Annotated in this window: 11 protein-coding genes; 4 read left to right on the forward strand and 7 right to left on the reverse strand. The window is 67.3% G+C overall.

From position 1 onward, the window contains the following. Positions 1-161 precede the first annotated feature (161 nt). Positions 162-1,481: a cell division protein PerM gene (locus tag AC1DKQ_RS14440; protein ID WP_476919367.1), complete on the forward strand. Its 1,320-nt coding sequence runs from the start codon at positions 162-164 to the stop codon at positions 1,479-1,481. 58 nt (positions 1,482-1,539) lie between these two features. Here AC1DKQ_RS14440 and AC1DKQ_RS14445 read toward each other — a convergent pair whose 3' ends face one another. Beyond that, on the reverse strand, positions 1,540-1,971 hold the full coding sequence (locus AC1DKQ_RS14445; protein ID WP_476919368.1) for a hypothetical protein: 432 nt from the start codon (positions 1,969-1,971) through the stop codon (positions 1,540-1,542). Positions 1,972-2,010: 39 nt separating this feature from the next. On the opposite strand from AC1DKQ_RS14445, the gene purN reads away from it, so the two are divergent. Next, positions 2,011-2,589 carry a phosphoribosylglycinamide formyltransferase gene (gene purN, locus AC1DKQ_RS14450; RefSeq protein WP_476919369.1) on the forward strand — a complete coding sequence of 193 codons (579 nt, stop codon included), beginning with the start codon at positions 2,011-2,013 and terminating at the stop codon, positions 2,587-2,589. A 408-nt stretch (positions 2,590-2,997) separates the two neighbouring features. On the opposite strand, the gene AC1DKQ_RS14455 is transcribed toward purN, so the two are convergent. Both AC1DKQ_RS14455 and AC1DKQ_RS14460 read right to left on the reverse strand, forming a co-directional pair. Then, on the reverse strand, positions 2,998-3,669 hold the full coding sequence (locus tag AC1DKQ_RS14455; RefSeq protein WP_476919370.1) for a hypothetical protein: 672 nt from the start codon (positions 3,667-3,669) through the stop codon (positions 2,998-3,000). Between the two features lie 12 nt (positions 3,670-3,681). Further along, on the reverse strand, positions 3,682-5,034 hold the full coding sequence (locus AC1DKQ_RS14460) for an MFS transporter (RefSeq protein WP_476919371.1): 1,353 nt from the start codon (positions 5,032-5,034) through the stop codon (positions 3,682-3,684). A gap of 149 nt (positions 5,035-5,183) precedes the next feature. Between AC1DKQ_RS14460 and purH the strand changes: the two genes are divergently transcribed. Beyond that, on the forward strand, positions 5,184-6,869 hold the full coding sequence (gene purH / locus AC1DKQ_RS14465; protein ID WP_476919372.1) for a bifunctional phosphoribosylaminoimidazolecarboxamide formyltransferase/IMP cyclohydrolase: 1,686 nt from the start codon (positions 5,184-5,186) through the stop codon (positions 6,867-6,869). 1,112 nt (positions 6,870-7,981) lie between these two features. Here purH and AC1DKQ_RS14470 read toward each other — a convergent pair. Further along, complete coding sequence (locus AC1DKQ_RS14470) at positions 7,982-8,986, reverse strand: trypsin-like serine peptidase (protein ID WP_476919373.1); 1,005 nt, start codon at positions 8,984-8,986, stop codon at positions 7,982-7,984. A gap of 245 nt (positions 8,987-9,231) precedes the next feature. Between AC1DKQ_RS14470 and AC1DKQ_RS14475 the strand changes: the two genes are divergently transcribed. Beyond that, positions 9,232-11,454, forward strand: a complete 2,223-nt coding sequence (locus tag AC1DKQ_RS14475) for an NADP-dependent isocitrate dehydrogenase (protein WP_476919374.1) — start codon at positions 9,232-9,234, stop codon at positions 11,452-11,454. A 173-nt stretch (positions 11,455-11,627) separates the two neighbouring features. Here AC1DKQ_RS14475 and AC1DKQ_RS14480 read toward each other — a convergent pair whose 3' ends face one another. The 3 genes from AC1DKQ_RS14480 to AC1DKQ_RS14490 all read right to left on the reverse strand — a co-directional run bounded on the left by AC1DKQ_RS14480 (position 11,628) and on the right by AC1DKQ_RS14490 (position 14,226). Then, a complete protein-coding gene (locus AC1DKQ_RS14480) occupies positions 11,628-12,212 on the reverse strand; it encodes an SRPBCC family protein (protein WP_476919375.1) in 585 nt (194 codons plus the stop codon). Between the two features lie 212 nt (positions 12,213-12,424). Continuing rightward, complete coding sequence (locus AC1DKQ_RS14485) at positions 12,425-12,922, reverse strand: mucin-associated surface protein (protein ID WP_476919376.1); 498 nt, start codon at positions 12,920-12,922, stop codon at positions 12,425-12,427. A gap of 47 nt (positions 12,923-12,969) precedes the next feature. Further along, positions 12,970-14,226 carry a serine/threonine-protein kinase gene (locus AC1DKQ_RS14490; RefSeq protein WP_476919441.1) on the reverse strand — a complete coding sequence of 419 codons (1,257 nt, stop codon included), beginning with the start codon at positions 14,224-14,226 and terminating at the stop codon, positions 12,970-12,972. Positions 14,227-14,641: the final 415 nt, after the last annotated feature.

The raw sequence follows: 14,641 nt of genomic DNA on the forward strand, positions 1-14,641 counted from the left end.
TAGTCATTTTCTGCCTCCAACCACTGATTGCGGACACTAACAATTTTACGACCCGGGTCTGGAAAAAGCGCCGGGAGGCCCGGACGGCAAATACCGCGGATCTGGGCAATGTGCCTGTCGGAAACCGGCCGGATGCCGGGCCCATGGCACCATGGATCTCGATGAAACTGCGCGCTGATCAGACCGGACAACGTGGCCTTCCCATGCCCCTGGGGCTGCAGGGTGCCCTCGAGTCCGCCCAGGCCGCCGTCATTTCCGCCTTGGTGGTGGTGGCGCCGATCGTCATGGTCTGGGCCACGGCCGGATTCCAGCACAGCGGATTCGACGTCCTGGCCCGCCTGGCCGGCCAGGCCTGGCTGCTGATCCACGGCGTCCCCCTGCTGCTGGACACTCCCGGCGCAGGGTCCGCCGCGTACCCGGAATCCGGCACGCTCTCGCTCATCCCGCTGGGTCTGACCCTCATCCCGTTTCTGCTCGCCTGGCGTGCCGGACGGCGTCTGGCCCGTGCCTCCTACACGGACCAGCTCTGGCAGGCGCTGCTCGGGTCCTGGCTGATGTACGCGGCGTTCGGGATCACCACGGGCTTCGTCTGCCGTGCGGCCGACGTCGGCATCAGTCTCTGGGCCGCCGCGTTCATTCCCCTCATCCCGTTCGGGCTCGGCATGGTGGTGGGCGCGCGCCGCGAGGCAGGCTCGTGGAGCCGGCTGATCGGCGTCGACGCCGTGGCCTGGCTGTCCCGCACCAGCCAGCACTCCCGCTGGGCCGGCTCCTACCTGGGCTCGGCCATCAAAGCCGGCTCGGTGGCGCTGATGGCGAGCCTGGCGATGTCGGCGGCGCTGCTCGCCGTCGACCTCTTTATTCACTGGAACCTCGTGGTGGCCGTCTATGAAGGGCTCGACGCCGGTGCCATGGGCGGCGGCGTGCTCACCATTGTGCAGCTCGGCTTCCTGCCCAACCTCGTCGTGTTTGCCCTGGCGTGGATCTCCGGCTCGGGGTTCGCCCTCGGCGTCGGCTCGCTGGCCGGGCCGCTCGGGACCGCCGTCGGCCCGCTGCCGTCCGTTCCGGTGTTCGCCGCGCTGCCGTCCGGCTCGCTCGACTTCGGTTTCGTGGCCCTGGTGGTGCCGGCGCTGGCCGGGGCGCTGGCCGGCTGGTGGTTCCTGCGCGAAGGCGAAAACCACTTCGACGAATGGCTGTCCATCAAGATCCGGGCCCGCTGGTTTACCGCCGCGGCCTCCACCCTGGTGCTGGGCGCGGTGATCGGCTCCGTGGCGGGGCTGCTCGCGGCGGGACTCGCCTGGCTGGCCCGCGGCTCGGCCGGCATCGGGCGGCTGACGGAGATCGGGCCCGACCCGCTCAGCATGGCACTGTTCGTGGCCGCGGAGGTGGGGATCGGCGTCGTGATCGGCTACGCGGCCGGACCCTGGCTGGAACGCCAGCAGAAGCTGCGCGAGGCAGACCTGGAGACGGTCAACAGCCGCTGACAGTCTCTCCCTGACGCGCTGCGAGGCCAGCTGCCAGGGGAACCGTTTGGCAGGACGGCTAGCGCAGCTGCGTGGGCATGGAGTTCTCCAGCTGCGTCCGGCATTCCGAGGTTGCCTGCTGCGTCAAGGCGTGGCGGACGCACTGCTGGTAGTCGCGGATCTGGTTGAAGAACAGGGTCGAGGCCAGGATCACCAGCAGCATCACCGCCGAGACCACCAGCCCGGAAATCGTGCCGAACAGGACCAGCCGCGATTCCTTGTACTTCGCCGCCCGGATCAGCACCACGATGCCCAGCACAATCGCGGCCGCCGTGAGCAGGGCCGTCAGCCACAGGTAGCTCACGTCGAGTTGGAAGACGAAGAAGGAGCCCAGGACCGCGACGATGAACAGCCGGAACAGGGTGTGGGTCAGCCGCGTGGATTCTTGGACCGCCGGGGCGTGCGGATGCGGGCCCGGCTGGGGTTTGCCGGAGTCCGTGGGGGAATTCATGTTTTCCAGCCTACGCGAGCGGCCCCATAAGCTAGGACCATGCGCATAGTTGTCCTCGTTTCCGGCACCGGCTCCAACCTCCAGGCAGTTATCGATGCCGCTAAGTCCGGCGCGCTCGACGTCGAGATCGCCGCCGTCGGCGCCGACCGGCCGGGGACTTTCGGGGTGGAGCGCTCAGCCGCCGCCGGCATCCCCACGTTCGTGGTGGACTTCAAGGCGTACCCGGACCGGGCGGCCTGGAACACGGCGCTGACCGAGGCCGTTGCCGGCTTCGCCCCGGATGTGGTGGTGTCCTCAGGCTTCATGCGGATTGTCAGCGCGGACTTCATCGACGCGTTTGGCGGCAAATACCTCAACACGCATCCGGCGCTGCTGCCGTCCTTCCCCGGCGCCCACGGTGTCCGCGACGCGCTGGCCTACGGCGTGAAGGTCACCGGCTGCACTGTGCACTGGGCCGACGCCGGGGTGGACACCGGCCCCATCATCGCGCAGGAAGCCGTGGCGATCGGGGACGGCGAGAGCGAGGAATCCCTGCACGAGCGCATCAAGGTCGTGGAGCGCCGGCTCCTGGTCTCCACCCTGGCATCCCTGGCCGCAGCCCGGCACGCCCCTGCCTGACCTGCCCGACTGCCGCGCACCCAACTGACTCGCAGCAGGGGCCGTTTTGAGCGCCCAAAACGGCCCCTGCTGCTAGCTAGTTGGCTAGACGGGTCACGGTCTGTGGATAACTCCCCGACGAAGTCCTCGGCCTTGCGACGATAGGTCGATGAAGACACCCCGGCCACTCCCGGCGCCGCTCCGCTCGGCGCCCTTTACCGTCTCGGAGGCAGCCGACGCCGGAGTCAGCCGGCGCAGGCTCAAGCATCGATCCCTGTACATCCCGAGCCGCGGGGTCCGGTTGCCATCAGAACACTCTGTTGAACTGAAGCTCCACGCCCGGCCCCTCGCCCTTATTACGCGATTCTCTGCGGTCTCCCACGCGACCGCCTTCCTGATCTGGGAGTTTCCGGGCTTCCTCCCGGGCTCTCATACCCCGGGCATCCACATTTCCCGTCCGGACACGATGGCAATACCGCGGCGCAGGGGCGTGATTGGCCACGTCGGGCAATTCTTCGCCGACGAGATCACGACGGTCGACGGCGTGTTTGTCACCACGAGGACCAGGACCTGGTTGGACTGCGCCCGGAAGATGAGCATCGATGAGCTGACCGTGGTGGCGGACCACTTATTGCGCCACCCGCGCCAGGCGTTGAAAGCCGTACGGAGGCGTATGCCAGTCTTGGGGAACTCACCGAGTTGCTGGACCGGCACAAGGGTACGCCCGGCATCCGGAAGGCGCGGCTCGCGCTGGAACAGGCCCGGATCGGTGCAGATTCGGCGCCCGAGACGCGGCTCCGGCTTGCGCTGTGCCGTGCGGGACTGCCGGAACCGGTACTGAACGTGGCCACAGTGCTGCGTTCCGGCGTCGTGCGTCAACCCGATCTTGCCTATCCGGAGCACCGGGTTGCCGTGGAGTACGAAGGTGACGGGCACTCCGAACCGGCCCAGGTCATCCGTGACATCGCCAGGGAAGAGGACTTCAGCGGCGCTGGCTGGATCCTGGTCCGGATCTCGAAGCGGCACATGGAGAACGACGCGCGAGCCGCAGTCTCCAAGGTCCGCGCGGCACTCGCCAGCCGAGGCTGGGTTGAGGGGCAAGGAGTGGGGACGTTAGTCGAGCCGGCGCTGCTTGGTTTCTGGGGCGAAGAACGCCATCCACAGCACGGAGATCAGCACCAGTCCGCCGGCCAGCGCGAATGACGTCGCGAGGCCCAGTTCCGGCCACAGGAAGGCCGCGAAGATCAGCGGGCCGAACCCGGCGCCGAGCCGGGAGAACGTCGAGGCCCAGCCGAAGCCGGAGCCGCGCAGCTCGGTGGGGTACAGCTCGGAGACGTACGCGTAGAGCACCGGGATGGCCACCTGCACCACGAAGCCGAACACCAGGAGCCAGAACACCGCGGCCGTGGGGATGTCCACCACGATCGCCACAATCACCAGCGTCAGCGCGGACAGCGGGCCGGTGATCGCCAGGATCCACTTGCGGCCCACCCGCTCCACCAGCAGGGCGGCCACCACCACGCCGAGGAGCCCGACGGCGGCCATCGACGCCGTGGTCAGGAAGGCCTTGTACTCCTCGAAGCCGGCGCCGATCAGGATCCGCGGCATCCACGTCAGCGACAGGTAGTAGACCAGCAGGATGCTGAAGAAGAGGGCCCACGCCGCCGTCGTGATTTTCCAGTTGAACTGCCAGAGTGCTCGCAACTGTGTCCATGCGCTGCCGGCCGAGAGGCGGGGCGCGTCCTGCGGTGCGGGCAGGCTGTAGACCCGGGCCTCGGCGCCGGTGGCCTCGACCAGGCTGTCGATCACCTTCGCGGCTTCCTCGCGGCGGCCCTTGCGGATCAGGAACAACGGGGATTCCGGCACGCTGCGGCGGATCCAGAACACCAGCAGCGCCGGGAGCACCATGACCAGCATGGTCAGCCGCCAGTCCGCGAAGGCCGCAACCAGCCCGGCGGAGACGAAACCGCAAAGGGCCGCGCCGATCGGCCACCAGCCGTCCATCGCCGTGAGCACCCGGCCGCGCTGTTTGCGCGGGGTGAACTCGCCCACCAGCGCATAGTCCACCGGGATGCAGCCGCCCAGGCCGAACCCGGCCAGGAACCGGAACGCGACGAACCACAGAAAATCGGGGGAGAACGCCCCGAACACGGTGAAGATCGAAAAGATCAGCAGGGTGGAAGTGAAGGCCTTCTTGCGGCCGATGGTGTCCGCGATGGTGCCCCAGACAAAGGCGCCCAGGGCCATGCCAATCAGGTTCGCCGTGCCGATCCAGGCGGCATCGCCCGGGCTCAGCGACCAGTGTTTGGACAGCAACGGTATGAGGATGCCGTTGAGCGTGACGTCCCAGGCATCGAACATGAAGCCCAGTCCGCCGATCAGGAAGATCCGGCCTTGGACCTTCCACCGCCACGGCAGCTCCTGGACCACCTGTTCGCCGCTGGGCACAGTGGTGTACGTGTTCATCTTGGCCTCCTGTGAAAACTCTACGTGGCCCGGCCGCGGCCCACGTGCTTCACACTCCGGCGCGCGGAAGGGCCCGGCACCGGGACGCGATAAACTGGCCGCATCCCCACCACCCGCGGCCCCCGCCGCGATATAAGACGGAGACTTTTGTGAGCTTCACGCAGCTTGACCGTGTATCCATCGACCGAGTGCCCATCCGCCGGGCACTGATTTCGGTCTACGACAAGACCGGTCTGGAGGAGCTCGCTCAGGGCCTGCACGCCGCCGGCGTCAAGATCGTCTCCACGGGCTCCACGGCCAAGAAGATCGCAGCCGCGGGCATCCCCGTGCAGGAAGTCGAGGAAGTCACCGGCTCCCCGGAAATGCTGGACGGCCGGGTCAAGACCCTGCACCCGCGCGTGCACGGCGGCATCCTCGCGGACCGCCGCGTCCCGGCCCACATGCAGACGCTGGCGGACATGGAGATCGAGCCGTTCGACCTCGTCGTCGTCAACCTCTACCCCTTCGTGGAGACCGTGAAGTCCGGTGCCGCGCCGGACGACGTCGTCGAGCAGATCGACATCGGTGGCCCCGCGATGGTGCGCTCCGCCGCGAAGAACCACGCCGCCGTCGCCATCGTTGTGGACCCGTCATCCTACGGTGCCGTGGTGGAGGCGGCCGCCTCGGGCGGCTTTGACCTGAAGACCCGGCGCCGGCTCGCCGCCAAGGCGTTCGCGCACACCGCGGCCTATGACACCGCCGTGGCCACGTGGACCGCCAGCCAGTTCCGCGACGAGGACGGCGACGGCGTGATCGACTGGCCCGCCTACGCCGGCCTGGCCCTGGAACGCTCCGAGGTGCTCCGCTACGGCGAAAACCCGCACCAGCAGGCCGCACTGTATGTTGACAAGGCCGCCCCGGCCGGGATTGCGCAGGCCGACCAGCTGCACGGCAAGGCCATGAGCTACAACAACTTCGTCGACGCCGACGCCGCCCTGCGCGCCGCCTTCGACTTCGCCGAGCCCGCCGTCGCCATCATCAAGCACGCCAACCCCTGCGGCGTGGCCGTGGCTTCCGCGTCCGCGGCTGACCCCATCGCCGACGCTCACGCCAAGGCCCACGCCTGCGATCCCGTGTCCGCGTTCGGCGGCGTCATCGCCGCGAACCGCACGGTCACCGCCGGCATGGCGCGCACCGTCGCCGGCATCTTCACGGAGGTCGTCATCGCGCCGGGCTTCGACGCCGAGGCCGTGGAGATCCTGTCCAAGAAGAAGAACATCCGCCTCCTGGCCCTCCCCGACGGATACGGCCGCTACCCGACCGAGTTCCGCCAGGTCTCCGGCGGCATGCTGGTCCAGGCCACGGACAAGGTCGACGCCGACGGCGACACCCCCGCGAACTGGACCCTCGCCGCGGGCGACGCCGCCGACGCCGCCACCCTGGCCGACCTCGCGTTCGCCTGGACCGCCTGCCGCGCAGCGAAGTCCAACGCCATCCTGCTCGCGGACAACGGTGCCGCCGTCGGCATCGGCATGGGACAGGTCAACCGGCTCGATTCCTGCAAGCTTGCTGTCGAGCGCGCCAACACCCTCGGCGTCACCGTGGCGTCCGATGTCGACGGCGCAGGCGGGGCCTCCAACGCCGACGCCAGCGGTTCGCCGGAGCGCGCACGCGGCGCGGTGGCGGCCTCCGACGCGTTCTTCCCGTTCGCCGACGGACTCCAGATCCTGATCGATGCCGGCGTCCGCGCCGTGGTCCAGCCCGGCGGATCCGTTCGGGACGAGGAAGTCATCGCCGCGGCCAACGCCGCCGGCATCACCATGTACTTCACGGGAGCCCGCCACTTCTTCCACTAGGCCTTTCTTCACTAGGCCTTTGGTTCGGTGCACCGAGGTCTGACTGGACCCGCCGGGGCACCAGGAAGCCCCACAAAGAATGGACATGCCCTCCCTTATCCGGAGGGCATGTCCATTTTTGTGCCTAAGAGTGGGGTGGTGGCCGGACCACGGGATATGCCCATTCATGCCGCGGGACATGCTCAATTTTCGCGGCATGGAGTGGGCATATGGGGGATATGTCCAGGCCTCGGGGTCTGCGTAGGGAATGTCCCGTGGGCTCTGACCCGGGCAGGGCCAACGAGGGGACATGCTCATTCTTGCCAGGGGCATGCTCGTTCATCGCGGAGAGCATGAGCGCGTGGAGGCAGCTCCGCGGGACATGCTCAATTTTCGCGGCAAGGGGTCGGCATGGGGGATATGTCCAGGCCTCGGGATGTGCGGAGAGCATGCCCCGTGAGCTCTGACCCGGGCAGGGCTAACCGGGGAGCATGCTTATTCTTGCCGAAGCTCCTAAACAGCTCCGCGGGACATGCTCATTCTTTCCGCGGGACGTGCTCATTCTTTCCGCGGGACGTGCTCATTCTTTCCGCGGGACGTGCTCATTTATTGCGGTAAGGAGCGGTAAGGAGTGGGCATATGGGGGATATGTCCTGGCCTCGCAGCGTGTGGAGAGCATGTCCCGTGGGCTCTGGTCCTGGCAGGGCCAACTTGGGGACATGCTCTTTCTTGCCAGGGACATGCTCTTTCTTGCCGCGGGACATGCTCATTCATCGCGGAGGGTCGTGGACAGGCCCGGCACATGCTCATTTTTCACGCCAAGGCCCGGACATAGGGGGTATATGTCCGGGCCCTGGCGGGTGGGGAGGGCATGTCCAGCGGTGATCCGCCGTCGCCTATTGATGCCAGCGCGGGGCCACCGCGTCCTCCCCACTGCTGAAGAGGGGCCGCAATAACCCCACGCTGGGGTAATAAGGGTTGGGTAACGAGGCTGGGGTAATAAGGGTTGGGTAACGAGGCTGGGGTAATAAGGGTTGGGTAACGAGGCTGGAGTAACAAGGTTAAACAACCAGGGCTGGTTAACAACGCCCTGGGTGCACTGGCCCCGCGTGTACGGGGCCAGTGCCCTCAGGCTAGGAGGCGGCCGCGGTGGTGTACGCATGCTGGATGACTGTGCCCCAGTACGGGCCGTACATCTTGGTGGAGTTGGTGCCGTAGCCGTAGCTGTTGATGGAGTTCTGGTAGCCGGAGGCGCTGGTGCCGATGAACCACGGACCGCCCGAGGAACCACCGGTCATGTTGCAGGCGATCCCCTGGGTGTTGAACTGCGGGTTGTAGGGATCGTTGGAGGCGGTGCCGGAGCAGCTCTTGAGGGATTCCCCGTTGAAGGGCGCCGCGGCGGGGTAGCCGAATGACTTGTAGCTCAGGCCGCGGGCGGCGTTGAACTGCAGCCCGGAGCCGCCGACGACGTCGCTCAGGTACTGGCCGTTGAGCGTGGACATGACGGCGAAGCCGGTGTCGTAGGTCATGTCGCCCCCGGAGCTCCACTGGGTGGGGGCGTAGAGGGCCTTGGCCGTCCACATGCCGTACGGGGCCGCGCCGTTGAGGTACGCCGGGACGAACGTGAACTTGGTGGCGAAGGCGCCCGGGCCCTCATTCACGCAGTGTCCGGCCGTGGTGACCGTGCTCTTGTTGGCGGAGGAGACAGAGTTGCCGGAGCAGACGTAGTTGGTCCCGCCGAGGGTGAAGAAGACCTTGCCGATGTGCGGGACGGGGGTCTCGCTCGCATTCGCCTTGGTCTGGAGCGTCTGGGACTGCCGCTTCGGTGCAGCGGCTTCGACCGTGCTCGGGGCGGCACCCTCCAGCAGTGCCGCCGCGGGCTTAGCCGTGGCCTTGCCATTGCGTTTCATGGCCTTGTCCGCCAGGACGTCGCCGGGAACGGCGTTGCGCATGCGTTCCGCGGTCCAGTAGCCGGCCGTCCCTGTTTCGGTGACGGTGTGGCTTGCGACATCGGAGGCGGAAACCGGTGCCTTGGCCGGCGCGGGGGAGGCGGTGGCCGCCCCCGCGGCACTCAGGGCCAGCAGTGCGGCGGCCGACAGTGTCAGCAGGTTGGTGGCCAGAGTCTTGGGTGTTCTCATGGTGTCCTAACCGGTGGAAATGCGGGGCGGCCGCTGGTTGGCGGCCGCTGGATGGAACGAAACTACGGCAAATTGACTAATCTGTAAAGTAGCTTGTCAATTCTTGTTAAGCGGCGTTGAGGTGTCACGCATCCGCCCGCGCACGACGCCGGTAGGCACCAACGGGGGCACCTCGGGTAAGTTAGGGGTGTTGAGATAACACAAGATTCCGGAAATACCCAGACCTTCAGGGAGACGCCCGAGCAATGGCAAAGATTATCTATACCCACACCGACGAAGCGCCGATGCTGGCCACCTATTCGTTCTTGCCGATCATTGAGGCGTTCGCCTCGACGGCCGGTGTGGAAGTGGAGACCCGCGACATCTCGCTGGCCGGCCGCATCATCGCCGCGTTCGGCGACTACCTCACCGAAGAGCAGCGCCTCAGCGACGCCCTGGCCGAGCTTGGTGCCCTTGCCAAGACGCCCGAAGCCAACATCATCAAGCTGCCCAACATCAGTGCCTCCGTGCCGCAGCTGAAGGCCGCAGTCGCCGAGCTCCAGGGCCACGGCTACGCCCTGCCGGACTACCCGGACAACCCCTCCTCTGATGAGGAAACGGACATCCGGTCCCGCTACGACAAGATCAAGGGCTCCGCCGTGAACCCGGTCCTGCGCGAAGGCAACTCGGACCGCCGTGCCCCGCTGTCGGTCAAGAACTACGCCCGCCAGAACCCGCACAGCATGGGTGCGTGGACCCCGGACTCCAAGACCAACGTGGCCCACATGGAGGCCGATGACTTCCGCTCCAACGAGAAGTCTGTGGTGATCGATGCGGACACCAACATCAAGATCCAGCTCGTCAAGGAAGACGGTACGGTCAAGGTCCTCAAGCGTGCCTTCCCGGTCCTGGCCGGCGAGGTCATCGACGGCACGGTGATGCGCGCGGCGGCCCTGGACGCTTTCCTGGCCGCCCAGGTGGTCCGGGCCAAGGATGAGGGCGTGCTGTTCTCCGCCCACCTGAAGGCCACCATGATGAAGGTTTCGGACCCGATCATCTTCGGCCACGTCGTCAAGGCCTACTTCGCTGACCTCTTCGCCACCTACGGCGAGCAGATCGCCGCCGCCGGCCTGAGCCCCAACAACGGCCTGGCTTCCATCCTCAACGGCCTCGAGGACCTCCCGGAGGAGATCCGCGGCGACGTCCAGGCAGCCATCGAAAAGGGCCTCAACGACGGTCCCGAACTCGCCATGGTCGACTCCGACAAGGGCATCACCAACCTGCATGTGCCCTCCGACGTGATCGTCGACGCCTCAATGCCGGCCATGATCCGCAGCTCCGGCCACATGTGGGGCCGCGACGGCAAGGAAGCCGACACCCTCGCCGTCCTCCCGGACAGCAGCTACGCCGGCATCTACCAGGTGGTCGTCGACGACTGCCGCGCCCACGGCGCCTTCGATCCCACCACCATGGGCACCGTCCCGAACGTCGGCCTCATGGCCCAGGCCGCCGAGGAATACGGCAGCCACGACAAGACGTTCGAGATCCAGTCAGCTGGCACCGTCCAGATCGTCGACGACGCCGGCACCGTGCTGATCGAGCACCAGGTCGCCCCGGGCGACATCTGGCGCGCCTGCCAGACCAAGGACGTGCCGATCCGTGACTGGGTCAAGCTGGCCGTCACCCGTGCCCGCGCCTCCGCCACGCCCGCCGTCTTCTGGCTGGACAAGGGCCGCGCGCACGACGCCCGGATGATCGCCAAGGTGGAGGAATACCTTAAGGACCACGACACCGAGGGCCTGGAAATCGCCATCATGTCCCCGGACAAGGCCACCGCCTTCACGGTGGAACGCCTCCGCAAGGGCGAGGACACCATCTCGGTGACCGGCAACGTGCTCCGCGACTACCTCACGGACCTCTTCCCGATCCTGGAACTGGGCACCAGCGCCAAGATGCTTTCCGTGGTGCCGCTGATCAACGGCGGCGGCCTGTTCGAGACCGGCGCCGGTGGCTCCGCCCCGAAGCACGTCCAGCAGCTGCTCAAGGAAAACCACCTGCGCTGGGACAGCCTGGGTGAATTCCTCGCGCTGGCGGTCAGCTTCGAGCACCTCGCCACCAGCACCGGCAACGCCCGCGCCCAGGTCCTGGCCGACACCCTGGACCGCGCCACCGGCACGTTCCTGCTGGAGGACAAGTCCCCGAAGCGCAAGGCCGGCGAGCTCGACAACCGCGGCAGCCACTTCTACCTGGCCAAGTTCTGGGCCCAGGAACTGGCCCGCCAGAACGACGACGCCGAGCTCGCCGCGGCTTTTGCCGCCGTTTCGGACGCGCTGAACTCAAACGAAGACACCATCACCGGCGAACTCCTGGCCGTGCAGGGCTCCGCGGTGGACATCGGTGGGTACTACCGTCCGGACGCGGCCAAGGCCTCAGCGGTCATGCGCCCGTCTGCGACGTTCAGCGAAGTGCTTGCGACGCTGACCAAGTAGTCCCCGCAGCGGGCCGGCAGCAGTCCGGCATCGCCCGGTTGATCGCCACGTGAAACGCCCCGTCTCCCGAAAGGGAGGCGGGGCGTTTTGCTGCCAGTCCGCTAAATGCAAACCAGGTGGGTCAGCGCATACCAGGCTGATCTGCGCAGACCAGCCAGGTCAGTGTGACCCGGTCAGCGCTGCTGTTCCTGGCCGAAGGGCGGCTCGGAGGCAAGGTCTGGATCGGCGTCCACGCGCTGGAAGGCAGGTTCCGTGCCGTAGTCCACTTCTTCCTGGAGCGGTACGGCAGTAGTGGCACCGGGCGCGACGGGGTCCACGCGTCCGCGCCATCCGCCCGTCTCGGCGCCGCGCTCTTCGATAAACTGCTTGAATTTCTTCAGGTCGACAGCAACCTGACGGGAATCAAGGCCTATGGCCGCGCCGATTTTTTCCGCAGCCGAGTCCGGCTCCCAGGTCAGCTCGACGTTCACTTTCGTTTCGGCGTCGCCGAGGGCATCGAACCAGACGGTGCCAGCGTTCCGTGGTTCATCAATGCTTTCCCACGACACGCGCTGGTCCGGTTCCTGCGTAGTGATCCGCGCGTCGTACTCACGCCGGACGCCACCGATGCTGGTCTTGAAATGGACAGTGGTGTCGTCCAGCTGACTAACGGATTCCACGCCGCTCATGAAGTGCGGAAATTCCTCGAACTGCGTCCACTGGTTGTAGGCCTGGCTCAGCGGAACATTGACTTCGATGGATTCCTGAACAGTTGCCATGAAGGCGTCACTCCTTCGATTGGCGGACGGCAGTCCGCGATTCTTGTCGTTGACCGGCATAAAGCCGTTCCTCCACGCTAGCGGGCTTCCGCCGAAATAGTAAGCAGGCTGAGGATGGCGGCGGCGGAAGCGTCACGGTCGGTCTGCGGCCGTGCCGACGCGTTGCCGACCCAAGTGTCCTGACACCGGTGAGGCAGCGTGTAACTCCTGCCTCACCCCTTGCCCTTCCCTTTCTCCTTCGGTTTGTCTTTCGGCTTGCCCTTCGCGCTCCCGCTACCGTTGGCGGCTGGCGCCCGGGCCGGCGCAGGGGCGACGGCGGCCGGGGCAGGGGCGACGGCGGCCGGGGCAGCCTTCGCGGCCGCTTGAGCCGCGGCAGCTTGTTTAGCCGCAGCTGTTTCCGCCGCCTTTCGGGCTGCCTCGGCCGCCGCCTGCTGCGCGACCAGGTCTGCCCGGACGGCGTCGATCGACGACTTGATGCTCTGGTGCCGTCTGAACGACACCTCGCCGCTCGCGGCGGCGGCATCCAAGCGGGTCAGCAGTTCGTCGAGGTGCTTCAGGGCACCGGCGCGATCATTGGCGGCCGCAGCCTGGCTGACGGCCAGGACCTGGGTTTGCAGTTGGCTGGCCGCGCCGCGGCCCAGCTCGGGGGCAGGACCGCACCCGGCCAGCGCCCCGGCTGCCAGCAGTCCTGCGAGGAGAGCTGCAGGCATCCGATGCCTGGGACGGCTGCGGTGGTGCCCGGCTGTTCGCGAAGGGCTCACGGTTCCACGCCCTTCTGCAGATCCTTCAGATGATCGCCGAGCGGCCCCGTGACGGTGGGGTAGGGGACGACGTCGGGGGCAGGAGGGGCGGACAGGGCGAGCGCCACTGTTGCCCCGACAGCAAGAATTGCCAGCACGGCGAGCAGCAGGGCCACGCGAGTGCGGAGCCGGGCCCGGAGGAACCATGCGGCAGCGCGGTTTAGCGGCGGGCGGTTATGCGAGGGACGGTGGCGCGGCCGGGGCGGCAAAGCCTCCGGGTCCAGCCAGTTCAGGGGGCGTGTCCCCGCTGCAGCTGCAGCTGCAGCTGCGCCTTCGGGCCGGGGCCGGGGCCGGCGGGGCCGCCTTGCGGGCGGGGCTGGGAGTATCCGTGTGGTTTCCGCACTGACGGGCCCCGGCAGGGAACCCGGGGAAACGAGGGCCGTCCGGAAGGCTGCCTCAAGTTCGGCGGCCGAGGGGCGGTCCGAGGGTTCGAGGACTGTCATGGCCTGGATAAGGCGGGCCCACTCCCCGGGCACGGCGTCCGGAATGACCGGCGCCCGGTGCAAGCGGGCCACGGCGGATTCAACGGCACTGCCCGGGTACTCCACTTCGCCCTTGAGGCATTCGAGCAGGACCAGGCCCAGGGAGTAGATGTCACTCGCCGGACCGAGGTCGGCGCCGCGGGCCTGTTCCGGGCTGAGATAGGCGGCGGTCCCCACCATGGTTCCCGTGGCTGTAAGCCGGGTCCCGTCGATGATTCGGGCGATGCCGAAGTCCGTCAGCTTGGGCCGAAACGGCTCTCCCGGCCGGACCGGCACCAGGAGGATGTTGGCGGGCTTGATGTCCCGGTGAACGATGCCGAGGCCATGGACGTAGGCGAGGGCGTCGGCGATCCCGGCGCCCACCACGGCCAACTCGTCAAGGGGCAGGGGGCTGTGACGAATCCGGGTCCGCAGATCCTGGCCGTCCACAAGCTCCATGGTCAGGAAGGGCCGGGGCTCCTCGGGAATCCGGGTGTCCGTCCCGGCGTCGAACAGCGTCACCAGGCTTGGATGGTTCAGGGTCGCCAGCAGTTGGATCTCTGCTTCCTGCCGGCGAAGCTCGTCAGGATCGGCCGATTGAGGTGCGAAGAGTTTCAGGGCAACGTCCCGGCCAAGGTTCAGGTCCTTGGCGGTGTAGACCGAAGCCATGCCGCCCCGGCCAATCACTTCCCCCAGCTGATAGCGGCCGCCCAAGGGCTCGGCCGTGACGCTGTTGGGCGAACTGTCCACAATGTCCCCATACCTTCCGTATGCGCACTGGCGGCGCTCCTAAAGAATGATAAGGGCAATTAGTATCCGCTTCTGTTCGTTCGGCAGATCCGCTCGGTGGGGCAGACGCACCTGACCCGGCAATGAACGGCATTGCCAGGCCGGCCGTTCACCCGCCGGCGCCCTTCCGCCGGAGCCAGAGCAGGCCGTTGGGTCCCCCAGCGGACCCAACGACCTCGCTCCGGCGGTTACGCGACTCGACGGGAGCAGAGGCCTGCGTTAGGGCGGCCGGGGTTTGCAGCCGGGGCGCGGCTGCGGACCGGAATGCTCAGGATACGCGGGAGCGCGTCGTCCCCGGGCCCGCCCTACTCTTGCCCGCACTTCTCCGGTCAGCCAAGGCGCTGATGGGGAGGGCATGGATTTGGAGGGTATGGACGGT

Source organism: Arthrobacter sp. 05L421, from assembly GCF_056397785.1.

What these genes read in the sequence shown, in the direction of transcription:
- AC1DKQ_RS14440 (WP_476919367.1), top strand. Translation starts at nt 162, where the DNA reads ATGAAACTGCGCGCTGATCAGACCGGACAACGTGGCCTTCCCATGCCC.
- AC1DKQ_RS14445 (WP_476919368.1), bottom strand. Translation starts at nt 1,971, where the DNA reads ATGAATTCCCCCACGGACTCCGGCAAACCCCAGCCGGGCCCGCATCCG.
- purN (WP_476919369.1), top strand. Translation starts at nt 2,011, where the DNA reads ATGCGCATAGTTGTCCTCGTTTCCGGCACCGGCTCCAACCTCCAGGCA.
- AC1DKQ_RS14460 (WP_476919371.1), bottom strand. Translation starts at nt 5,034, where the DNA reads ATGAACACGTACACCACTGTGCCCAGCGGCGAACAGGTGGTCCAGGAG.
- AC1DKQ_RS14470 (WP_476919373.1), bottom strand. Translation starts at nt 8,986, where the DNA reads ATGAGAACACCCAAGACTCTGGCCACCAACCTGCTGACACTGTCGGCC.
- AC1DKQ_RS14475 (WP_476919374.1), top strand. Translation starts at nt 9,232, where the DNA reads ATGGCAAAGATTATCTATACCCACACCGACGAAGCGCCGATGCTGGCC.
- AC1DKQ_RS14480 (WP_476919375.1), bottom strand. Translation starts at nt 12,212, where the DNA reads ATGGCAACTGTTCAGGAATCCATCGAAGTCAATGTTCCGCTGAGCCAG.
- AC1DKQ_RS14485 (WP_476919376.1), bottom strand. Translation starts at nt 12,922, where the DNA reads ATGCCTGCAGCTCTCCTCGCAGGACTGCTGGCAGCCGGGGCGCTGGCC.